The sequence below is a fragment of the Dyadobacter psychrophilus genome (assembly GCF_900167945.1).
Taxonomy (GTDB): domain Bacteria; phylum Bacteroidota; class Bacteroidia; order Cytophagales; family Spirosomataceae; genus Dyadobacter; species Dyadobacter psychrophilus.
The window spans coordinates 1,588,950-1,610,150 of record NZ_FUZA01000001.1 but is presented as its reverse complement, the minus strand read 5'-3'; the positions used below and the strand labels follow the sequence as shown (position 1 = coordinate 1,610,150).

Here is a 21,201-nt window from a genome sequence, read left to right as displayed (position 1 = left end):
AATTTGCAAACATTAACGCCATTCAATGTGAAAAAAAACAGGTTAGATATTTGCTGCGATGCTTAAAATGTACTATTAACGTTTACCGAATTCTACAATAATGCGGGCCCTATGCGTCCCAGATTCTATTTTGCCGGAGCCTATACAATCCTCGCTCTGGCACAGTTCAAAGGCGGTTTGATCATCAGAAATTAACCCTACGCCCAAGCCATACTGCTTAACACCAATGTATCGATTGATGATCGAAGAGTCTTTCCGTTCCACCACTACGAGCGCCTTATCGAAAGATTGGGTCCCAACCTGAACCGGCTTGTTCAAATCTTCATAATGGTAATTTTGTGCGTCCAAACTGTTATAGCTGTTTCCGTTCCATTGAACTTTCGGATCAACGGGAAATGCAAGAGAAAAGAATGTTTGGTTATCAATGTTGGTCAGCAGCTTGTCGGGATATCTTTGCACGGTAAATTCCTTTTCCTTTTGCCAATACTCTGCTGCACTATTTCTCCTCGATCTTGAAATGATGTAAGTAGGGATTCCCTCGTCATCGGTTGAAACCCTGTCGACCTCATCTTTTTCCTGCCAGCTCTTCTTTACAGGATTCGCTTGCCCGGCCGAATAAACCTCTTCCTTCACATCATAGATGAGATAACGGCCCACTTCCAGAGGATAGTAATTGTTGGAATCCACAGGTTCAGAGCGATCACGCTTGCATGAAATGATCAGACTTATTGCCAAAAGGGAAAAAATACCTGATCTGATAATGTGTGTAAAATGTTTCATTCTTAAGAAGGTTTTTGTAAAACTTATATATTAAGTAAAAATAGGGAAAGCTTGTCAAACTTTTCGCTCCGCCAGTTTTCCTTTCAAAAATCCTTTCAGGACTTCCAGGCCTGTGTCAAAGCGGGTGTTGTTATTAATGATCATATCCGCTTCGGAGCGCAGTGGCAGTATAAACTTGTCATACGTCGGTGCCACATGATGTTCCCAGCGGTAGAGCACGTCATCCAGATCGTAACCGCGCTCGTTATTATCACGAATAATTCTCCTTTTTATTTTAACATGCTCTTTGGCATCCACAAATATTTTCAGATCGATCAGCCTGGCGATCTCAGGGAAATAGAAAACGAAAATGCCTTCGACAATGATAATGGGCCTTGGTTCAAAGACAAGGATTTCGGGTTTGATCAGTGGATTGTTGAATGTATATTCTTTCTGATGCACTTCACGACCAGCCCTCAGTACGGCAATGTGTTCGGCAAATAAGTGGTGGTCAATGGTCTCAGGAAGATCAAAATTTTCCACGCCATTCTCATCTCTGGGAATTTCGTGAATGGGACGGTAATAGTTGTCCTGGGAAATTCTGGTGATTTCTTCTTTTTCAAACGAATCGATCAGGCTCTTCATAAAGAACGTCTTGCCGGATGCGCTTCCGCCGGTTATGCCTACAATATAGGGTGCAAATTCTGGGGTTGTCATAGTTTTAGTTAATTACTGCCAGTTTTCCGGCAAACGTCTCGTTCCCGTCGGAGGTCACAATGAGGACCATATAAATTCCGCCTTTGGCACGTCTGCCAGTGTAGTCAGTTAGGTTCCAGGAAGCAGTGCCACCCTGCGATTTCGTTTCATAGATCAGTCGGCCGGAAAGTTCGGTGATCTTCACGACCGATCCGGTCATTAAGCCAGTTATGCCAATTGTTCCTCCAAATCCGGGATGAACCGGGTTGGGGAAGATCTTTACATCCGAAAAATCCTCAGACGAAGTGGTTGAGTTGCTTCTAAATGACACCATTCCATTGGGGGTGTCAATAAATAAAATGCCTTTTTGTGGATCAAATTGTAATGCACTAATGGAGTCGGAGGGCAAAGGACTCTCTGATGCGGTGATTTTTTGGATCAACTCGGTTCCATCTTCATTAAATAAATAAAGGCCATTTCGCGTGCCTATCCATTTCCGATTGCCTGGTTCAATGGCAATAGCGGTGCATTTTTCATTAGCGAAAAGCTTCCTTTGGCCATAAACGGGTAGAACAGCATCGACCCGGGCCGCATTCAGAATGTCATCGGTAACAAAATAGCCAACGCCTCTATCGCTCGCAAACCAAATGTTCCCATCCACATCCAGGGCCAGACTATTGATAACGGAAGAAGGTAAACTGCCGCTTCCCAAATTTGTCGTGAGGACGCGTTGTTGATTTTGGGCATTTTTCACCAGAATGCCACCGCCCAGATATTCCGGAAGTCTCGTCCAGCTTAGTGCATTCAAATCAATTACCGAGGAATCTTTCCTGGGGAAAATAGTGGTGTCGGCTTGCAAAGCAGTGAAAGATTGAAATGCTTGGTTCTCGTTATGTAGCAAGCCGTTTTGCGCATCTGCCACCCAAAATTTACCAACATTTGTCTGTATGGATTCCTTAGGAAATTTGAACAAAGGGCTTGCAAACGCTTTTGCCTCATTGTTTTGGTTAAGCGAAACAACCCTGTCGTCCAATGTTACAGTCAAATTGTTTGCCAAGGCAGTAAAAGAATAAGTTTCGCTGCCCGACGGAAAAACAGATTTCCAGTTTCCATTTTCTTTTTGATATAAACCTTTGCCTGCACAACCTATATACAACTGAGAAGCATTCACAGCAATGGCTACTGCTTTTGCCGGTGTGGCTATTGTTTTCCAATTGGCGAAATACTGCCTGTTAACAGCCGGCGACATGGAAGTCGCAAGAATTCCATGTGATGTTACCGCGAAAAGCGAGTCCGAAGTAAAAGCGATATCGCTGACAGCAACCTGCGTTCCGTTTGCACCTATATAGCGGTAAGTTTCTTCGACCTGCTGATTTTTGGTATCCAAAATGACAATTCCAAAACCCGTGCAGAGATAGGCCAGGTTTTCCCGAAAGATGACGCGCTTAATGTTTTTATTTTCAGGTAAATCCGGATTTTGAGAAAAGATAGGCCAGGAAATAATTTCTTCTTTCTGAGCGGATTGATCCAGATAAACCAGATCAACATTACCGTCTCTATATGCCAAAAGCAAAAGGTTTTGCTCCTGATCAAATGCCATGCTGCTGATTCCGGTGCTGGTCAGGCCATCCGATTTCGACCAGGTTTTTATCTGTTTATCAATAGTATTAATGCTGAAAAGGCCGTTGTGCGAGGCGCAAAAAATATGATCGTTAACCTGGACAACGTGTTTCGCAGAAAGATAATTGAAATGCGTTTCCCATTGGGCTATTGGCACATTCTGACCTAAACTCATCCGAGATAGGGGGCCGCAAAGAAGCACAAACAAAACCAGCCGCTTCATGATCACTTCCTTTTACGGCGATAAGCTGCCTTTTGCTTTCTAATTAGAGACCGTAACTACTGCCGAACCTTTGCCTGTTCCTGCACCGCAACCACTTTTCAGGGAGCTGATCGTATATTCTGTGGTTGTCGCGGGAGAAACGGAAATCAGATAAGGGTTCAGGAATGTTCCGTTGATAGCGGTTCCGTCCGATAATGTGAACGACCAGGGAGGCAAGCCGTTCTTGAATTTCAACTGAATGCGCGTTGTTCTGCCGGCAGTAATGGTGCCTTTGCCTGAAACCTCTCCCAAAGCCTTGTCCGGTGCGATCACGTCCAGCTCTTCAATGGCGCTTGAAACGGCCGGGGAAGACGAAATAATCCTTATTTTTTGTGTCCTGATGGTATCGCCCTGGGCTGCATTGCTGATTTTTACCTTCATTGCAGTAGGTGTTACCGTGGTCGGCAAGCTCACAAAACGACCCGACTTGTCCGTAATCTGAACACTAAATTTGTTATTAGGGTTATACCGGCCTTCTGTTTTGTAAGGTATTTCAATGGTAGAGCCGGCGCAAACCATATTTTGAGGCAATTTCTCCAGCGTTATGCTGGCAGGAGGACTTTTAACAGACACTTTTGCAGATCCCGAAAATTTACCAACACCGCACAAGCCGCCAGCGGAAGTGATCTGATAATTGGTGTCAAAAACAGGCTTAACTTTCACTTTATATGGAGATTCCTGAATGTTGTTTTCGTAGGTTCCGTCCGAAAGCAGAACGAACCAAGGGCCGCCGCCTGTAAATTTTACAGTCAGCTCTCCTGTTTCATTTTCCCCTAATCTCAAAGAATCCCTTTGCAATGTGGCAACGGTGGGTGAAACGATGGTAACATTGGTGGTCTGGCTTACCAGATAAGGCGCAGAAGAAACTACGCGCAATTTGTATTCGCCGGGTTTGTAATTTGTTGGGATTTGCGTCGTAATGTATCCGGTCGTGTCGGGTGTTGAAATGGTTTTAAATGCACCCGTGCGTTCTGCGATCTGCACAACGAACTTGTTTCCATCCTTATATTTCCCTGTTGCATTGAAAGGAACCTGAAATGGAATCCCGCTGCAAAGCTTCGCGATTTTCTCCACTTCCTTTAATTCCAGTTTCGGCTCAGGATTGTTGTTAACATTCACAATGGCTTCCCCTGAAACGGTTCCGCTGCCGCAAGCATTGGCAACGCCCATTAATTTATAAGCTTTTACGTCCTTGGGTTTCACAGTCAGATAATGCGGATTGGACAATGTTTGATATACAACTGTGCTATCCGACATCAGGAAAGACCAGGGCGCTGCACCCGTAAAATTTACCTTCAAATTAACCTCCTGCCCCGGCATAATGCGCACAGATTGCGTCCCATCGATCACTTCGAGCCTCGCGCTGGCATTTTGCAACAAGCGGATCGGCACTTCTTGGCTCCTTACAACAGGAATAGAAGCCACAATTTGTATCCGGTAAACTTCGCCGCCTATTTTATAAGAAGGAATGACAGCCTTAACGGGACTTTTGCTTACCGGTAATGATATAGGAACTGATTTTCCGTTTGCATCAATCAGCTGTGCAATGAATGTGTTGCCTTCATCGTAAGGTCCAACTGTTTTAAAAGGGATGTTAATTGTCGTTCCCGGGCAAACGGACAAGTAAGAAATGTCGTCAATAATGATTTTGAAGGACTTAACACTGTCCGCTGCCGGTTCGGTTTTGGCGAGCCGTTCTTCGGCTTCTTTTTCCGTAAGTGTGTCTGAGGAAATCTCAATGTTGCTGCTGTCCGGCGTAATAATGGTGTCCCGGACGGCATCTCGAACGGCCGTTGTATCAGCGACAGGCGCTGCTACTGGTGCCGCCTGCGTTGCCTGAGGGACAGCAATAGTGTCTGCCTTAGGCGTCGTAGCCGGCTGGTTAGGAACAGGAGCCTTTTTCTTTGGAGCAAGAATTTGTCTTTTCGGTGAACTTGTTCTTCGCTGGGCATTGGCTTGATTTGAAAAAATCATTAACCCACAAAAAATAATAAAGACGAATCTGAACATGTAAGAATTTTTAGTTTTTTAACTTAATTCATTGCTACCAAAGTGCTTCCGCGCAAAACAGGCACGACATCATAAAGGTCTTTTTGCAAACAATAAGAAATATCTTTCTGGATTCCCAGGCGCTGTAACCTGCGCACATGGGAAGAATTGGAAACGCTTGCGAGCAAATTATCGCGGCTTTGATCGTATAGCCGTTGCGCCATAAGCGTGCCGTCTTCCAAAAGCATAAATTGGTCTTTTAGCGCATCCGCAAGTGCACCTGCAAAAAGCGTGTCTTCCAGGTTAGGCCTGCCTTTCCAGCCCGCGCAAAGCACCAGAATGTCATAAGGTTCCGAGCGCAAGTGGTTCGCCAATGCACCCAGGTTCAGGAATGATCCGATCATTACTTTCACAGCAGAGGCTTTCGCTTTGGAGATTGATAACGTTCCGTTGGTTGTTGTCATTGCAATTTGGGAGCCGATCAGCCGCTCATTCATATAACTGAAAGGCGAATTGTCGAGGTCAAAACCTTCCACTTTCCGCGCATCGCGTTCCGCAGCTGCTATGAAGCCTTTATCCTGTAGAAATTTACATTCTTCAATACTGGCAACCGGCGTAATGCTTTTTACACCATACGCAAGGCCGGTAACCATGCATGAAGTAGCCCTGAAAACATCAGCAACGACTACAATTGAATTATCCAGTTTGTGTAAATGAAGCAGGTCGGGTGTAAGGCAAACATCAAGTTGTTTCATAAAATGCAATCGATACTATGGAGTGGATTTGAGGAGATATTAGTTTTTTACAAAAGGAAGTTTAACAACTTTCACTTTTAATAATCTGTCACGGACTTTTACGAAAATTTCCGTTTCAGGCTTGGCAAATGCTGTCGGGACATAACCCATTCCGATTCCTTTTTGCAATGTGGGCGACTGCGTGCCCGAAGTCACTTCTCCCAATTTGGCGCCAGACTCATCGCACAGTTCATAGTGTCCTCGTGGAATTCCTCTGTCGATCATTTCAAAACCAACCAGTTTTTTCTTCAAACCGGCTTCCTTCTGGTCTTTCAGTTCTTTTGCATCAATAAAATCTTTTGTGAATTTGGTAACCCAGCCCAGGCCCGCTTCCAATGGCGATGTGTTATCATCGATATCGTTTCCGTACAGACAGAAGCCTTTTTCAAGTCTTAATGTGTCACGGGCGCCTAATCCCACAGGTTTTATGCCAAATTCTGCTCCCGCTTCAAATATGGCTTCCCACATCTTAATTGCGTCCGCGTTTTTTACATATATTTCAAATCCGCCAGCCCCTGTATAACCTGTTGCAGAGATAATTACATCCGAAATGCCAGCCATTTCGCCGATCTTGAATGTATAATAATCCATTGCACCCAGATCAACAGAAGTGAGCTTTTGTAAAGTAGGTGTCGCATTAGGGCCCTGAACTGCGAACAGGCACAGCTCATCGGAAACGTTTTCCATTTCAACGCCTTCTGTATTGTGGCTTTGGATCCAGTTCCAGTCCTTATCAATGTTGGATGCATTCACAACCAGAAAATATTCATCTTCTTTTACTCTGTAAACCAGCAGATCGTCCACCACGCCGCCTCGTCCGTTGGGAAGATAACTGTATTGAACTTTTCCATCAAACAACGCCGAAGCATCATTTGAAGTCACTTTTTGAATCAGATCGAGTGCTTTTGGGCCTTTAACACTAAATTCTCCCATGTGAGAGACGTCAAAAACGCCTACATGATTTCTTACAGTGTGGTGTTCATCCAGATCCGAGGAATAGCGTACAGGCATTTCAAAACCTGCAAATGGGACCATTTTGGCACCCAAATCAATATGGACCTGATGTAAAGGGACGGTTTTCATGAATGGTAAATTGGTTCACAATAATTTACAAAAGTAGGCAAAGCCGATCAAAGCCACACAAAAAAGTCTTTTTTCAAATGCTGCTGTGCACTTTTTGAAGTATATTGTGAAAAAATATGCTTAAATAATTAGCGGGGCAAATGCTCTGAAACGGAGATTATGAAGAAAAAATTATTGTTTTTTGCCCTTACACTGGTTGCTGCACAAGCGGTTGCGCAAACCGCGACTTTTGTGGGGGAAGTTATTGATGATAAAATCAGTATCGGCTATGGCGTTACGTCCGGTGATGTGGACGGAGACGGCAAGGCGGACATTTTGCTGGCGGATAAGAAGGAAATTGTTTGGTATAAAAATCCCGGGAAAAAGACCGAAAAATGGACACGCAATGTGATTGCAAGAGATTTGACGGAGCAGGACAATGTGTGCATTGCTGCCAGGGACATTGATGGGGATGGAAAAGTGGAAGTGGCAGTGGGTGCGCAGTGGAACCCTTCGGAAACAAAAAATATAAAACAATCCGGCGCGGTTTATTATTTATCTGCGCCTAATGACCGTACGCAGCTTTGGGAGCCGGTTCGCTTGCATCATGAAGTAACAATCCACAGAATCCAATGGCTTAAAAAGGCCGACGGAGGGTTTCAGCTTGCGGTACTTCCGTTACATGGCGAAGGTAATGCAGGAGGTGAAGGCGCTGGCGTAAAACTGATTGTATTTGACGTTCCCGAGAAAAAAACAGGCATTTGGGGCTATGAATTAGTTGAAACAGGCATGCATATGACGCACAACATGCAGCCTATGGAAGTGCCTGGCAGAATGCTTGGACTTGCAGTGGCAGGCAAAGAAGGAGTTCAGGTTTTCCTGAGCGGCGCAGATGGATGGGCTCCATCAGGAACGTGGATGGTGCCTGGAACGGGAGTAGGGGAGATCAGAACGGGAAGTTTGGGGAAAAACCAATTATTTACAGCCACTATCGAGCCAATGCATGGAACCAGCGTCGTAGTTTATTCAAAAGATAACAGAACCGTCCTAACCGATAGAATAAAAGAAGGCCACGCACTGGTTTGCGCCGATTTCTTCGGACAAGGTCGTGACCAGGTCGTAATGGGCTGGCGTAACCCGAATGTTACGGGAGAAACAGGCGTAAGAATTTTTGTAGGATCAGATCCGGAAGGCAAAAAATGGCAGGAATACGCGTTAGACGATAAAATCAAGATCGCTTGCGAAGATGTTGCAGCGGCGGATCTGGATGGAGACGGTGATCTGGATATTCTGGCCTCGGGCCGAGCTACGCATAATGTAGTTGTGTACTGGAATCAGAAAAAGAAATGAAAAAGGGCTAAGAAGCCATGGTTTCTTAGCCCTTTTCCCTTGTCAGCCTGAGCGGAGTCGAAGGCGCGCTACTTGTCGAAGGCGTCATGCACGTGCCTTCGACTCCGCTCAGGCTGACAAACGCTTGTTAGTCTCTTCTGCCCATCAACAAGCTCACATAATAAAGCAATGTTGCAAGAGAACCGATTGCAGCAACCAGATAAGTCCTGGCAGCCCATTTCAATGCATCGGCAGACATAATGTATTCTCTTTCGTTCACAATCCTGTTGTTCTTAATCCAGGCAAGCGCTCTGTTACTTGCGTCATATTCAACAGGCAACGTGATGAAACTAAATAAAGTGGTTGCTGCAAACAATGCGACACCGACCATTAATGGAATCGGGGTTGTGTTCAGCAGAATGATCCCGCCCAAGATTATCCATTGCATATATGAGGATGCGATGCTCAGAAATGGCACCATTTGCGACCTGAACTGCAACCATTTATACGCAGTCGCATGCTGTACAGCGTGGCCGCATTCGTGGGAAGCCACAGCCGCAGCCGAAACGCTTCGTCCGTGATAAACATCCGGGCTCAGGTTAACTGTCTTGTCCTGAGGATTGTAATGATCAGTCAGCCGTCCTTCGACAGATAAAACCCTTACATCGTATATTCCGCTTTCGCGAAGCATGGTTTCCGCGATTTCTTTTCCGCTCATGCCATTGCTCAACCCTACTTGCGAATATTCTTCAAATTTACTTTTGAGACGCCATTGTACATAAAGGCTAATGAGCATCACCAAAATACCAATTACATATGCACCAGCCATATTTGTGTCAGTTATATCCTTGTTTAATTTTCTCAATCAGCGCGGTAGTCGAGTAGCCTTTTACAAGAGCTATCGTTTTCACCTCGCCTCCTTTACCTAAAACAAAATCCGCGCCAGCAATAGTTTCAACTGTATAATCGTCTCCTTTGACCAAAATGTCAGGTTTTACAGCTTCAATTAACTGACTAGGCGTCGGTTCGTCGAACAAAATGACAGCATCAATGAATGAAAGGGCTGCCATCAACCGGGCTCTCGCGTACTCATTGACCACCGGTCGCAATGGTCCTTTGAGGCGGCTTACAGAAGCATCTGTATTCAAGCCCAAAACTAGTCTGTCGCCCAATGCGCGTGCTTTTTCAAGATAATCAATGTGCCCTAAATGAACAATGTCGAAGCAGCCGTTTGTGAAAACTACTTTCTGTCCGGCACGTTGCCAGTCTTCCACGGTTGTGATGGCTTCTTCCAGTCTTAAAATTTTGCTCTCGGTAAGGCTCATTGGATCAGCTGAATAGGATATGGATGATTATAATACGGTATCATACGGCATTTTGATATGACCGGACTATGAAAACAATAATTAATTTTCGATTGGAACCTCAGTACTTTCGGAGACCGATTTTTTGTTTTGTACTAAAACGTATAGGAATGCAAGTGCGCCGATAATCAGCATAAAAATCATTTGGGCACCATGAATAAATGTGGCTAATGTAATGCCATCATTTTGTGATAACCCATACAAGATCATCACATTACCAACCAGCAAATGATACGCGCCGATCCCTCCTTGCGTGGGTGCAGTCATGCCGATGGCACCCACAACTAGTAACGTGAGCCCTGCTAATGGTCCAAGATCAGAGGTTTCAGGAATACAGAAAAACAAAACGTAGGAAACGAAATAATAGAAAACCCAGATGGCAATGGTGCTAAGGATGAACAATCCGGGGCTTTTCAATTTGCGAATGCTTAAGAAGCCATCCAGCATTCCTTTTCCAAACGAGACTATTTTTTGAACCAGTGCATTTTGCTGTATTTTGTCCCTAAGCGCGATGTTTTTAAAGATAATAAATGCCGCTACCACCACAGCTAACATGAATACAATGAGTATGCCCAGCAGCATTCCGCTACCGGAGCCGCCGCCTTGCCCTCCTGAAACTTTGCTTTGAAAGAAATCAGTGAAAAACTTACTCAGGCGATCAAATTCGAGAATGAAATTCAACCCGATCATGATTAATAAAATCAGGACGTCGAATATACGTTCGGCTACAACGGTTCCGAAGCTCAGGTTTACGGGAATGCGTTCAAGCCGGTATAATGTGCCGCAGCGGGTTACTTCTCCCATTCTTGGCACAATATAATTGGCGAAATAACCGGTGAGTACGGAAATAGAGCTGTTAAAAAGGCCAGGTTTGTGTCCCAATGGCTCCATTAGCATTCCCCAGCGCCATGCTCTCGTAATATGTGCGCCAAGCAGCAAAACGCACGATAGCGCAATCCATCGCCAGTCTGACTTGGCAAACCTGTCAAGCATTTCTGCGAAGTTGATGTCTTTGAAGACAAACCAGATCAGGCCGCCTGCGAGTGCGAGCGATATGGCGTAACGTAAGGCGCTTTTCATAGCTGTTTAAAAAATTTGGGAACCCGTAAAGAAAGGAAGTTTAGGTCAGACCACAAGATGATTATTATGATCCGGGAAGACTACCATCGGCTTGAATGACTTTGCCTCTTCCTGGCTCATAGAGCCGTAAGCAATGATTATGATAATGTCACCGATCTGAACCCTTCTGGCGGCCGCTCCGTTCAGACAAATCATTCCTGAACCTCTTTCGCCCTTGATTACATAGGTTACAAAGCGTTCTCCGTTATTGTTATTGACAATGTGAACCTGTTCATTTTCAACCAATCCGGCAGCGTCGATCAGGTCTTCGTCGATCGTGATGCTGCCTACATAATTCAACTCCGCCTGAGTCACCTTAACCCGGTGAATCTTCGATTTCATGAGTGTTATTTGCATTACCAGGTAATGTAAGTCGGGAATTTATTAATGTCCTTATTCACCCCAAAGTTAAGGGAATAATATACAGCCTTCAAAACATCCCCGTTATGGTTACGGTTCCCGCTCACAATTCGGGCAGCTGCAAGTAATTATCATGACAAGTATGCTTTAAACAATATTATCCACTTTATCTTTTTACTATCAAATCAGATGAGTTCAGAAAATAAACCAAAAGATGTAAAGCGCCGGGATTTTTTGCAAAAAACAACGGCGGCAGCGATTGGAAGTTTCTTTATTGTCCCACGCCATGTTTTGGGCAAAGGCTTCCTGGCACCCAGTGACAAATTAAATATTGCGGGAGTAGGCGTTGGAGGAAAGGGTTTTTCAGATACAAATAATGCATGGAATAAAGGTGCGGAAAATCTTGTAGCGCTTTGCGACGTGGACTGGAACCAGGCCAAAAAGAATTTTGAGCTTCATCCGACTGCGAAAAAATACAAGGATTTCAGAAAGATGTTTGATGAAATGGAAAAGGACATTGATGCCGTAACCGTTTCAACAACCGACCATATGCATGCAATTATCGCTATGGCCGCTATGCAGCGCGGCAAGCACGTATATGTGCAAAAGCCGTTGACGCATGACATTTATGAAGCGCGTATGCTTACAGAGGCAGCGCGTAAATACAAAGTTGTAACACAAATGGGAAATCAGGGCGCTTCAAATCCTGCGCAAACCCAGATGAAGGAATGGTTTACCAAAGGCCTAATCGGCAATGTGCATGAAGCGCACGTTTGGACCAACCGTCCGGTGTGGCCGCAAGGAATTCCTGTTCCTACTGAAAAATTCCCTGTTCCTGCTGACATTGACTGGGAACTTTGGGTAGGATCTGCGGACTGGGTGGATTACAATCCCGCGTGGCACCCATTCAAATGGAGAGGCTGGTGGAATTTCGGAACAGGCGCACTAGGCGACATGGGCTGCCACCTGATCGACCCGGCTTTCCGAACATTGGGATTGGGTTATCCAACAGAACTGGAATGCAGCGTAGGACAAGTTTTCATTAAAGACTGGACACCAGAATACATTCCGGAAGGCTGCCCGCCATCATCACGTGTTCAATTGAAATTCCCGGCCAACAAGATCAACAAATCCGAAGTAACATTAACGTGGCACGACGGCGGTTTGCGTCCATTCCACCCGGAAATTATCCCTGCAAACGACCCGCTGGGCGAGCCAGACAGCAGCAATGGTGTTTTGCTAATCGGTGAAAAAGGCGTTATGACCTGCGGAACTTACGGTATAACCCCGAAACTTTACCTGAACGATGGCACGAAGCTGGAATACAAGCAAGGTGATTTTGGAAACAAATACACGACAATGCCGGAATTCGGTCACCATGTTTCCTGGACAGACGCTTGCAAAGCAGGTTTCAACAGCAAAGAGCACAAGGCATTAACGTCATCATTTGACTATGCGGGACCTTTGACCGAAACCGTAATCATGGGTAACCTCGGAATCCGCAGCTACAACTTGCGCACAGCAAAAGCAGATGGCAAAGGTTTCGACTATCCAGGTCGTAAGAAATTGCTTTGGGATGGAAATAATATGAAGATTACTAACTTCGACGAGGCGAACCAGTTTGTGAAAAGGAAATACAGAGGAGACTGGAAGTTGTCGTAAGCGGGAGCACTTGCCATCTTATGCTTGTCAGCCTGAGCGGCCCGGGCCGCCGGGCGGTCGAAGGCGCGTTCACCAAGAAGTAGCGCGCCTTCGACTCCGCTCAGGCTGACAAGCTTTAGGCTCCTGTTTTAACAGCCTTCTAAAACACAACATTATCAATCAGCCTAACCGGGCCTAAAAACGCTGCTACGCAAATAGCGTTCGTTCCGGCTGTTCCTATGGCGGAAATGGGTTGTAATGTTTTCACATCCGCTACTTCGAAATAATCAAGCTTAAATTCAGGGATAATATTAAATGCATGGGTTGCCGTTGCGATGACTTGCTTCACGTCCTTACCTGCTTCTAAACTACTTTTCGCTTCTTCCAAAATCCTGTAAATGTGCGGCGCGATGGCGCGTTCGGCGTCATTAAGTCTGCGGTTGCGGGATGACATAGCCAGGCCGTCCGTTTCTCTGATCGTTGGGCAAACGATTAGTTCGAGATTAAATGCCAGGTCGGCGACCAATCTTTTTATGATTGACACCTGCTGCAAATCTTTTTGTCCAAAGTAGGCGCGGTGTGGGCTGACTATGTGAAAGAGCTTTGATACAACAATGCCAACACCATTAAAATGTCCTGGCCTCGAAGCGCCTTCCATTACGCTTTCCAGTGGGCCGAAATTGATCACTAATGACGATTTTTCAGGATACATTTCTTCCACGGACGGAGCGAAGACGGCTGTGCAGCCTGCTTGTTCCAGCATAGCACAATCTGCTTCTAACGTACGCGGATATTTCAACAGGTCTTCCGGGTTGTTGAACTGGGTAGGGTTGACGAAAATACTGGCGACAGTGATGTCATTTTGTTTAATAGATGCGTCAACGAGTGAAATGTGACCTTCGTGCAAAGCGCCCATGGTGGGGATCAGACCGATTGTCTTTTGCTGTGAAAGTTGTTGATCGAGGAAATTGCGCAGGCCTTTGATTGAAGTAAATACTTCCATTGAAAAAGTGAAATCAGAGGGAGTAATCAAACCGTAACTGTTGCTTTTTAATATCGAGTCTGGCAACAGAAAGGCGATGAAAATAATTTGGAATGGGAAATCCCAAACTGAGCGCAATATTACATTTAGTTTGGAATATTTTTTGATTTTGCCATTTTTTTTGTATAATTTTGCAAAACTTTTTTTCACAAACTGCTAAAACATCTATGGAGAAACTACGAATTTTGTATGTAGCCAGTGAAATCAATCCTTTCCTCCAAACCACCGATGTTGCCGATTACGTTAGGAAGCTTCCTCAGGCAATGCAGGAACGAGGTGCAGAAATCAGAATTCTTGTTCCCCGTTTTGGTCTTATCAATGAACGCAAAAACCGGCTTCATGAAGTAGTTCGACTGTCAGGAATAAATATTACCGTAGGAGATGAAGAAAAGCCATTAATCATCAAAGTTGCTTCCATTCCAAATGCGAAGCTCCAAGTCTATTTTATTGATAATGATGACTATTTTCACCGTAAATCGGTGTTTTTCGATAAGGAGAACAACTTTTACGATGACAATGACGAACGTGCCATTTTCTTCTGCAAGGGTGTATTGGAAACCGTAAAAAAATTGGGCTGGGCGCCTGATGTTGTTCACTGCAACGACTGGATGACCGCCTTGATTCCATTGTATCTGAAAACCACTTATCGCAATGATCCGATGTTTAAGGATACGAAAAGTGTGTTTACAGTTCATAATAACGCTTTTGACTTCAAGTTTGATGCGGATTTACAAAGTAAAGCAAAAGCAATGGACGTAAGCGACGAAGCTTTGGCTCACTTGCATTCTGCTGATTTTGAAGGATTTGTTAAGATTGGATGTGCATATGCAGACGCTGTTTTGAAAGCGGACGATCATTGCAGCGAAAGTCTGAACCAGATTTTTAACAATGCGCCAAAACGGGTTGAGCTCGATGAGCAGGATGAGAAGTTTTCGGAATCGTATTACAATCTTTATACGGATCTGATGAACTGATCCAGATCATATTCACTGAAAACGATGGCGACCATAATGGTCGCCATTTTTTTGTGCGAAAGACGAAAATCGGATCTGATAATATTTCGCACGCGTGTTCGAGCACTCTCGGATAATTGGATAATTTTTAGTAATTAATTAAAATATAGCTTGTTAAGCATTCCTGATTGCTATTTATTTGCACCGTATCATTTAACATACACTCAAACTTAATCTTGGAAATATGTGTGGAATAGTAGCTTATGTAGGAAGCAGAGAGGCTTATCCTTTAATTTTGAAAGGTCTGAAAAGGCTCGAATACCGGGGATATGACAGTTCAGGAATTGCTTTGCTGGAAAATGACAAATTGGATATTTATAAGAAAAAAGGTAAAGTATCCGACCTTGAAAGCGAGCTGGCTTCTAAACATTTAACCGCCACGATTGGCATTGGGCATACCCGCTGGGCGACACACGGCGAACCGAATGATGTAAACGCTCACCCACATTATTCCAACAATCGCAAACTTTCTATTATTCATAACGGAATTATAGAAAATTATGCTTCGATCAAACAGAACCTGATCACAAAAGGGCATAAGTTTCTCAGCGATACAGACACAGAAGTTTTAATTCATTTTATAGAAGATATTCAGCAGGAAACAGGCGGCTCGCTGGAATCTGCCGTAAAACTTGCGCTGAAAGAAGTCGTAGGAGCATATGCGATTGTGGTTATGTCCGTGGAACATCCCGGACAGCTGATTGCTGCAAGAAAGGGAAGTCCGTTGGTAATCGGTATTGGTGAAGATGAATTCTTCTTTGCATCTGATGCAACGCCAATAATCGAATACACAAAAGATGTTGTTTACCTGGATGATTATGAGGTGGCTGTCATTAGCGAAGGGCGGTTAAGTATTCAAAATCTGGACAATACTGAAACAATTCCTTACATCCAGAAACTGGAAATGGAGCTGGAAACCATCGAAAAAGGTGGCTATGACCATTTCATGATCAAGGAAATTTTTGAGCAGCCCCGCTCCATTGCGGACAGTATGCGCGGCCGGTTGCGCGCAGACGACTCACACCTGCAACTAGGCGGACTAAGCAATTATCTCGATAAACTGGCACAATCCGAGCGGATCGTGATCGTGGGCTGTGGCACTTCCTGGCATGCAGGCCTCGTGGCAGAATATCTTTTTGAGGAGCTTGCCCGGGTCAATGTAGAGGTTGAGTATGCTTCGGAATTCCGTTACAGGAATCCGGTTATTAATGAAAAAGACGTTGTTATTGCCATTTCGCAATCTGGGGAAACGGCTGATACACTGGCTGCTATTGAGCTTGCCAAGTCAAAAGGAGCGACCATATTCGGTGTTTGCAATGTTGTGGGATCGTCCATCGCCCGTGCGACGCATGCAGGTGCTTACACACACGCTGGACCGGAAATTGGTGTAGCGAGTACAAAGGCGTTCACGGCGCAGGTTACAGTGCTCACATTAATTGCCATCGCAACTGCAAAGCGTAAGGGCACAATTTCCGAAGAGACTTACCGTCAATTATTGATTGAATTGGAAACAATTCCTGCAAAAGTTGATAAGGTGTTCGAGAATGCGGACAAAATCAAAGAGATCGCGTTTATTTTTACCTATGCACGCAACTTTATTTATTTGGGAAGAGGATTGAACTTCCCGGTTGCGCTGGAAGGAGCTTTGAAACTGAAAGAGATTTCTTACATCCACGCGGAAGGTTATCCTGCCGCCGAAATGAAGCACGGGCCGATTGCGCTGATCGATGAGGATATGCCTGTGGTTTTCCTGGCGACAAAGGATGGCTCTTACGAGAAGATCGTTTCCAACATTCAGGAAGTGAAAGCGCGGAAAGGGCGGGTTATAGCCATTGTTACTGAGGGCGATACGCTTATTCCGGGTATGGTTGACTTTGTGATTGAGGTTCCAAAGGTTCATGAATTACTTACGCCGCTTGTTTCGGTGATCCCGTTGCAGTTATTGTCTTATTATATTGCCGTCATGCGTGGCAGAAATGTAGATCAGCCGCGAAATCTTGCAAAATCGGTGACGGTTGAGTAGCATTTGATTTATCATTCCAAAAAGCGAAGTTGTCTCCCAGGCAGTTTCGCTTTTTGTTTTAGACAAACCTTTGCAGGAAATAATGTAAAATTGTTTTCGTTAAGTTTGCGCGTCCAGTTTTTCCAAAGACATTATTTCAATGCTGAAAAAAATACTGCTTTTCTCTGTCATTTGCATTGTATTGGCATCATGTAGTAAAAAAGAGGAGCGTTATGTGCCCAAGCCAAAAGGGTTCAACCGGGTGAATTTGCCGCCGCACGCCTACCAAAAGCTGGCGGAGGTACATCCTTACACATTTGAAATTTCCAAATTTGCAGAAGCTGTGCCAGACACTTTCCGGACCGCAGGCAAGCACTGGATTTTTATTAATTATCCTCAGTTTAAAGCCAATATTCAGATTACCTACAAGGAAATTGGCAATAACCCTGCCTTGTTGAAATCGTACATCGATGATTCCTATAAGCTTGCCAGTAAGCATCAAATCCGGGCTTCGTCCATCCAGGAGCAGCGGGTTTTGAGTAAAAGCGGCAAGACCGCAATCCTCTTTAAGATAGATGGGGATGTGCCCAGCCCTTATCAGTTTTATACTACGGACAGTACAAAACACTTCATGCGGGGCGCTATTTACTTTCCAACGGCCACAAAAAACGATTCGCTGGCACCGGTTATTGACTATCTGCAAAAGGACATGATCCAGCTTTTGAACACACTAGACTGGAGATAAAAAGCCGAAAGGTTTTGCTGCGGAAGGCGCAAGGCCGTATCTTTGAAGTTCTGACCTCAACTTCCAAACACTATGGGTAAAAAGCAACCAAAGAACCAGCTACTTCTCGATTTCTCGGTGCGTGGTAACCGGATCGTCCTGCATCTTGGTCAAGTGGAAAGTCAGCGCCTGGCTGACCAGCTTTTTGAAGGATTAGTGAATGGAGATTGGATGATCGAGCCTGCGGGTGCTGTTGCAGACATCTCGTATGCACAGGACATTGTGCATCAAATCGGTCATAAACTGCCTTACCCTGAGGGAATTAAAATTGCCCAGCTTCACAATGTTGATCCGGGTTTCAAAGGATTTTCTGCTATTTATCGTCAGAAAGGGTGGGTGTTTGTAAATGCCGCTTCGGAGATCAATGAGCGTAATTATCACATTCATTTGCTTACGGTGTCATTGGGCTTGCATACATTATATGCCAATACAATTTCGCTTGCGGCGCGTTCGGAGCAGTTGATATTTGACGCGTTGCTGCCGTTTGAAGAAGTGGAGAGCTTTTTCCGGAATGATATCTCCAAAATTCCTGATTTCCTGGCATCGGATATTGCCAATTTCTTTAAAGTGCCATTTCCTATGGTGCTGAAAAGGGCCCTGGCGCTGAAAATTATCAGCGACGATCAATATCGCACATTTATGACGGTTACTCCTGTAGCGTCTTCCAAACCACGCGAGCTTTTTGTTTCCAAAGACGGGAACATTGATGACCTGGAAGCACAGCTGTTTTCCCAGGGAATGGAAGACTGATCACCTATTTTTTTACTTGCAAATTGCTCAGGTCGGGGAGGGGACTTACCGAAGTCCAGCCGCCGTCCACTACAAGGCTTTGCCCTGTAATATGCCCTGAATGCGGCGAAAGCAAGAATAACGCGGCATTGGCAATGTCTTCGCAGATCGCCGGACGGCCCATAGGCGTTATAGCGGACCACATTTTTGGATAAGTCGGATCTTCGGCCAATGTCCTTTCCGTCAGTGTTGCGCCCGGCGCGACCGTATTAATGGTGATCCCGTGCGGGGATAATTCGAGTACCAGGTTTTTAGCCAGCATTTCCAAGCCTGCTTTTGTCATGGCATATGCACCAAGGAACTGGTGTGCCTGATGTCCCACAACAGATGACATCAGCAATACTCTCCCTCCCGTTTTTTGCGTGCGCATTTGGCGTGCTGCTGCCTGCGTCAAGAGGAAAGATCCCATGAGATTTACTTCCAGGACCTTTCTCAAATTCTCTTCCGGATAGGTAAAAAAATTTCCAAAAAGCGTAATGCCTGCGTTGGCAACCACAATAGAGAGTTTTCCAAAGCATTTGACAGCTTCTTCAACCATTCCTTCGATCACCTCCATTTTCGAAGCGTCGCCAGCGAATGCAACACATTCACCTGCCGTATCCCTGATTTTGCGGGCTGCCTCTGTTGCCAGATTAGCGTCGTAGTCGTTCAGAATTACGCACGCTCCTTGGGCAGCAAGTTGCCTGGCTATCTCAAACCCGATCCCTTGTCCTGCCCCGGTTACAATTGCTACTTGATTATCAAATAATTGGCTGCTCATTACAATGTTGTCAATTTCAAAGGCGTTGAAACAGCCTGTACTTTAATGCGAATCCCTTGTCACTTTATCCCCTGAACCTCCTTTTAAAAAGTCAAGATCTGCGCCTTCATGTGCCTGCATAACATGGTCGATGTGCAGTTTCACATATCCCCGGTTATAGCCCATATCAAGCGGTTTCCATGATTTGCTGCGTTCTTCCAGCTCTTCATCGGACACTTCCAGATGCAGCTTCCGGTTCTCAACATCCAGCACAATGTAGTCGCCGTCCCGCACCAATGCGAGTGTTCCGCCGACTGCTGCTTCGGGAGAAACGTGCAAAACAACCGTTCCAAACCCTGTTCCGCTCATTCGCCCGTCCGAAATCCGGACCATATCAATGACCCCTTTTGCAAGCAACTTTTTAGGCAAAGACATGTTTCCCACTTCCGGCATGCCCGGATAACCTTTTGGTCCGACGTTTTTAAGAACCAAAACACTATTTTCATCTACATCCAGATCGGGATCGTCCAAACGCGCTTTGTAATCATCAATATCCTCAAACACAACTGCCCTTCCGCGGTGTTGCATAAGCTCCGGGTTCAATGATGCCGATGGCTTGATCACCGCACCATTCACACAAAGATTACCACGCACAACGGCCAATCCTGTCAGGTCCTTCACTGGTTCTGCCAAGGTCCCGATCACTTCCGGGTCGAAGCATTCAGCTGTGCTGCAGTTTTCGGCCATTGTTTTTCCATTCGCAGTGATTACATTCTGATGCAGGAGCCCGATCATTTCCTTTATCACCACAGGCAAGCCGCCCGCGTAGTAGAAATCTTCCATGAAGTAACCGCCGGATGGCTGCAAATTGAGCAGCAAAGGGATCTTAGCACAAAGAGCATTGAAGTCATCCAATGAAAGGTCTACGCCGATCCTGCCTGCAATTGCCAGAAGGTGAATGACAAAATTCGTTGAGCCGCCAATTGCTGCATTGAGCATAATGGCGTTTTCAAAAGCTTCTTTTGTTAATATCTGAGAAAGCCGAAGATCTTCATGCACCATCTGCACAATCCTGCGTCCCGATAGATGTGCTATCCTTTTCCTGCGTGAATCCGCCGCTGGGATTGCAGCATTTTCAGGCAATGTTAGTCCAAGCGATTCCACCATACATGCCATCGTCGAAGCTGTGCCCATTACTGCGCAATGTCCATCGCTGCGGCACATGCAGGCTTCCGCCGTGGCAAATTCTTCCTGGGAAAGTTCACCTCTCCGATGCATTTCACTGAACCGCCACACGTCACTGGTGCCGATTGTTTTGCCTCTGTAACGGCCAGTCAGCATTGGTCCGCCGGAAACGACAATGGTTGGAATATTTACACTGGCAGCGCCCATCACGAGCGATGGCGTGGTCTTGTCGCAACCGCAAAGCAGCACAACACCGTCAATTGGGTTTGCGCGGATTGATTCTTCAACATCCATGCTGGCCAGGTTTCGGTAAAGCATGGCGGTGGGCTTCATCAATGTTTCACCCAGCGACATCACCGGAAATTCGAGCGGAAAACCGCCTGCCTCCCAGACACCCCGTTTTACAGACTCCGCCAGTTCACGAAAATGACCATTACAAGGCGTTAACTCAGAAAATGTATTGCAAATACCGATTACGGGCCGTCCTTCAAACTCATCCGCAGGGTAACCCTGATTTTTCATCCAGGCCCTGTATATAAATCCATCCTTACCCGATTTTCCGAACCATCCGCGGCTGCGCAATTTGTTTTCTTCCATTATTTCGCCATTGTTTTACATTCAAATAAGTAAAGGCCGTTATCAGTAAAATATA

Annotated in this window: 19 protein-coding genes; 6 read left to right on the top strand and 13 right to left on the bottom strand. The window is 45.3% G+C overall.

All coding sequences use genetic code 11. The annotated features are described in order from the left end of the window. Positions 1-75: 75 nt before the first annotated feature. Genes B5X68_RS06845 through gcvT form a run of 6 tightly spaced genes read right to left on the bottom strand, consistent with a single transcriptional unit; the run spans position 76 to position 7,203 of the window. On the bottom strand, positions 76-780 hold the full coding sequence (locus tag B5X68_RS06845) for a hypothetical protein (protein WP_082213851.1): 705 nt from the start codon (positions 778-780) through the stop codon (positions 76-78). Positions 781-834: 54 nt separating this feature from the next. Next, positions 835-1,476: a uridine kinase family protein gene (locus B5X68_RS06840; RefSeq protein ID WP_082213850.1), complete on the bottom strand. Its 642-nt coding sequence runs from the start codon at positions 1,474-1,476 to the stop codon at positions 835-837. Positions 1,477-1,480: 4 nt separating this feature from the next. Then, positions 1,481-3,298 carry a PorZ beta-propeller-like domain-containing protein gene (locus B5X68_RS06835; protein ID WP_082213849.1) on the bottom strand — a complete coding sequence of 606 codons (1,818 nt, stop codon included), beginning with the start codon at positions 3,296-3,298 and terminating at the stop codon, positions 1,481-1,483. A 39-nt stretch (positions 3,299-3,337) separates the two neighbouring features. Next, complete coding sequence (locus B5X68_RS06830) at positions 3,338-5,311, bottom strand: hypothetical protein (protein WP_229208310.1); 1,974 nt, start codon at positions 5,309-5,311, stop codon at positions 3,338-3,340. A gap of 59 nt (positions 5,312-5,370) precedes the next feature. Then, positions 5,371-6,081 carry a 2-phosphosulfolactate phosphatase gene (locus B5X68_RS06825; protein ID WP_082213847.1) on the bottom strand — a complete coding sequence of 237 codons (711 nt, stop codon included), beginning with the start codon at positions 6,079-6,081 and terminating at the stop codon, positions 5,371-5,373. A 39-nt stretch (positions 6,082-6,120) separates the two neighbouring features. After that, entirely contained in the window at positions 6,121-7,203 is a 1,083-nt protein-coding gene (gene gcvT / locus B5X68_RS06820) for a glycine cleavage system aminomethyltransferase GcvT (RefSeq protein WP_082213846.1), read from the bottom strand. A gap of 159 nt (positions 7,204-7,362) precedes the next feature. On the opposite strand from gcvT, the gene B5X68_RS06815 reads away from it, so the two are divergent. Continuing rightward, the gene (locus B5X68_RS06815) at positions 7,363-8,532 is read left to right on the top strand and encodes an FG-GAP and VCBS repeat-containing protein (RefSeq protein ID WP_082213845.1); all 1,170 of its coding nucleotides are present in this window, start codon (positions 7,363-7,365) and stop codon (positions 8,530-8,532) included. A gap of 127 nt (positions 8,533-8,659) precedes the next feature. On the opposite strand, the gene B5X68_RS06810 is transcribed toward B5X68_RS06815, so the two are convergent. The 4 genes from B5X68_RS06810 to panD all read right to left on the bottom strand — a co-directional run bounded on the left by B5X68_RS06810 (position 8,660) and on the right by panD (position 11,351). Beyond that, on the bottom strand, positions 8,660-9,340 hold the full coding sequence (locus B5X68_RS06810; protein ID WP_082213844.1) for a zinc metallopeptidase: 681 nt from the start codon (positions 9,338-9,340) through the stop codon (positions 8,660-8,662). A 7-nt stretch (positions 9,341-9,347) separates the two neighbouring features. Continuing rightward, positions 9,348-9,836, bottom strand: a complete 489-nt coding sequence (rfaE2, locus tag B5X68_RS06805) for a D-glycero-beta-D-manno-heptose 1-phosphate adenylyltransferase (protein ID WP_082213843.1) — start codon at positions 9,834-9,836, stop codon at positions 9,348-9,350. A gap of 81 nt (positions 9,837-9,917) precedes the next feature. Further along, a complete protein-coding gene (locus B5X68_RS06800; RefSeq protein ID WP_082213842.1) occupies positions 9,918-10,955 on the bottom strand; it encodes a lysylphosphatidylglycerol synthase transmembrane domain-containing protein in 1,038 nt (345 codons plus the stop codon). Between the two features lie 45 nt (positions 10,956-11,000). Beyond that, a complete protein-coding gene (gene panD / locus B5X68_RS06795; RefSeq protein WP_082213841.1) occupies positions 11,001-11,351 on the bottom strand; it encodes an aspartate 1-decarboxylase in 351 nt (116 codons plus the stop codon). Positions 11,352-11,543: 192 nt separating this feature from the next. On the opposite strand from panD, the gene B5X68_RS06790 reads away from it, so the two are divergent. After that, positions 11,544-13,016 (top strand): Gfo/Idh/MocA family protein, encoded by a 1,473-nt coding sequence (locus B5X68_RS06790; protein WP_082213840.1) that lies wholly within the window; start codon positions 11,544-11,546, stop codon positions 13,014-13,016. Positions 13,017-13,155: 139 nt separating this feature from the next. Here B5X68_RS06790 and panC read toward each other — a convergent pair whose 3' ends face one another. Continuing rightward, positions 13,156-13,998: a pantoate--beta-alanine ligase gene (gene panC / locus B5X68_RS06785; RefSeq protein WP_082214039.1), complete on the bottom strand. Its 843-nt coding sequence runs from the start codon at positions 13,996-13,998 to the stop codon at positions 13,156-13,158. 206 nt (positions 13,999-14,204) lie between these two features. On the opposite strand from panC, the gene B5X68_RS06780 reads away from it, so the two are divergent. The 4 genes from B5X68_RS06780 (at position 14,205) to B5X68_RS06765 (ending at position 18,586) form a co-directional block, all read left to right on the top strand. Then, positions 14,205-15,011, top strand: coding sequence for a glycogen/starch synthase (locus B5X68_RS06780; RefSeq protein ID WP_082213839.1), 807 nt, complete (start codon positions 14,205-14,207; stop codon positions 15,009-15,011). Between the two features lie 223 nt (positions 15,012-15,234). Then, positions 15,235-17,073 (top strand): glutamine--fructose-6-phosphate transaminase (isomerizing), encoded by a 1,839-nt coding sequence (glmS, locus tag B5X68_RS06775; RefSeq protein ID WP_082213838.1) that lies wholly within the window; start codon positions 15,235-15,237, stop codon positions 17,071-17,073. A 139-nt stretch (positions 17,074-17,212) separates the two neighbouring features. Continuing rightward, on the top strand, positions 17,213-17,797 hold the full coding sequence (gene gldD / locus B5X68_RS06770) for a gliding motility lipoprotein GldD (protein ID WP_082213837.1): 585 nt from the start codon (positions 17,213-17,215) through the stop codon (positions 17,795-17,797). 72 nt (positions 17,798-17,869) lie between these two features. After that, positions 17,870-18,586 carry a hypothetical protein gene (locus B5X68_RS06765; RefSeq protein ID WP_082213836.1) on the top strand — a complete coding sequence of 239 codons (717 nt, stop codon included), beginning with the start codon at positions 17,870-17,872 and terminating at the stop codon, positions 18,584-18,586. 4 nt (positions 18,587-18,590) lie between these two features. On the opposite strand, the gene B5X68_RS06760 is transcribed toward B5X68_RS06765, so the two are convergent. Both B5X68_RS06760 and B5X68_RS06755 read right to left on the bottom strand, forming a co-directional pair. Further along, on the bottom strand, positions 18,591-19,385 hold the full coding sequence (locus tag B5X68_RS06760; protein WP_082213835.1) for an SDR family NAD(P)-dependent oxidoreductase: 795 nt from the start codon (positions 19,383-19,385) through the stop codon (positions 18,591-18,593). Positions 19,386-19,427: 42 nt separating this feature from the next. After that, a complete protein-coding gene (locus B5X68_RS06755; RefSeq protein WP_082213834.1) occupies positions 19,428-21,146 on the bottom strand; it encodes an IlvD/Edd family dehydratase in 1,719 nt (572 codons plus the stop codon). Positions 21,147-21,201 lie beyond the last annotated feature (55 nt).

Bases quoted from the DNA above. Each gene is read 5' to 3' on its own strand.
- B5X68_RS06845 (WP_082213851.1), bottom strand. From the start codon at position 780: ATGAAACATTTTACACACATTATCAGATCAGGTATTTTTTCCCTTTTG.
- B5X68_RS06840 (WP_082213850.1), bottom strand. From the start codon at position 1,476: ATGACAACCCCAGAATTTGCACCCTATATTGTAGGCATAACCGGCGGA.
- B5X68_RS06835 (WP_082213849.1), bottom strand. From the start codon at position 3,298: ATGAAGCGGCTGGTTTTGTTTGTGCTTCTTTGCGGCCCCCTATCTCGG.
- B5X68_RS06830 (WP_229208310.1), bottom strand. From the start codon at position 5,311: ATGATTTTTTCAAATCAAGCCAATGCCCAGCGAAGAACAAGTTCACCG.
- B5X68_RS06825 (WP_082213847.1), bottom strand. From the start codon at position 6,081: ATGAAACAACTTGATGTTTGCCTTACACCCGACCTGCTTCATTTACAC.
- gcvT (WP_082213846.1), bottom strand. From the start codon at position 7,203: ATGAAAACCGTCCCTTTACATCAGGTCCATATTGATTTGGGTGCCAAA.
- B5X68_RS06815 (WP_082213845.1), top strand. From the start codon at position 7,363: ATGAAGAAAAAATTATTGTTTTTTGCCCTTACACTGGTTGCTGCACAA.
- B5X68_RS06810 (WP_082213844.1), bottom strand. From the start codon at position 9,340: ATGGCTGGTGCATATGTAATTGGTATTTTGGTGATGCTCATTAGCCTT.
- rfaE2 (WP_082213843.1), bottom strand. From the start codon at position 9,836: ATGAGCCTTACCGAGAGCAAAATTTTAAGACTGGAAGAAGCCATCACA.
- B5X68_RS06800 (WP_082213842.1), bottom strand. From the start codon at position 10,955: ATGAAAAGCGCCTTACGTTACGCCATATCGCTCGCACTCGCAGGCGGC.
- panD (WP_082213841.1), bottom strand. From the start codon at position 11,351: ATGCAAATAACACTCATGAAATCGAAGATTCACCGGGTTAAGGTGACT.
- B5X68_RS06790 (WP_082213840.1), top strand. From the start codon at position 11,544: ATGAGTTCAGAAAATAAACCAAAAGATGTAAAGCGCCGGGATTTTTTG.
- panC (WP_082214039.1), bottom strand. From the start codon at position 13,998: ATGGAAGTATTTACTTCAATCAAAGGCCTGCGCAATTTCCTCGATCAA.
- B5X68_RS06780 (WP_082213839.1), top strand. From the start codon at position 14,205: ATGGAGAAACTACGAATTTTGTATGTAGCCAGTGAAATCAATCCTTTC.
- glmS (WP_082213838.1), top strand. From the start codon at position 15,235: ATGTGTGGAATAGTAGCTTATGTAGGAAGCAGAGAGGCTTATCCTTTA.
- gldD (WP_082213837.1), top strand. From the start codon at position 17,213: ATGCTGAAAAAAATACTGCTTTTCTCTGTCATTTGCATTGTATTGGCA.
- B5X68_RS06765 (WP_082213836.1), top strand. From the start codon at position 17,870: ATGGGTAAAAAGCAACCAAAGAACCAGCTACTTCTCGATTTCTCGGTG.
- B5X68_RS06760 (WP_082213835.1), bottom strand. From the start codon at position 19,385: ATGAGCAGCCAATTATTTGATAATCAAGTAGCAATTGTAACCGGGGCA.
- B5X68_RS06755 (WP_082213834.1), bottom strand. From the start codon at position 21,146: ATGGAAGAAAACAAATTGCGCAGCCGCGGATGGTTCGGAAAATCGGGT.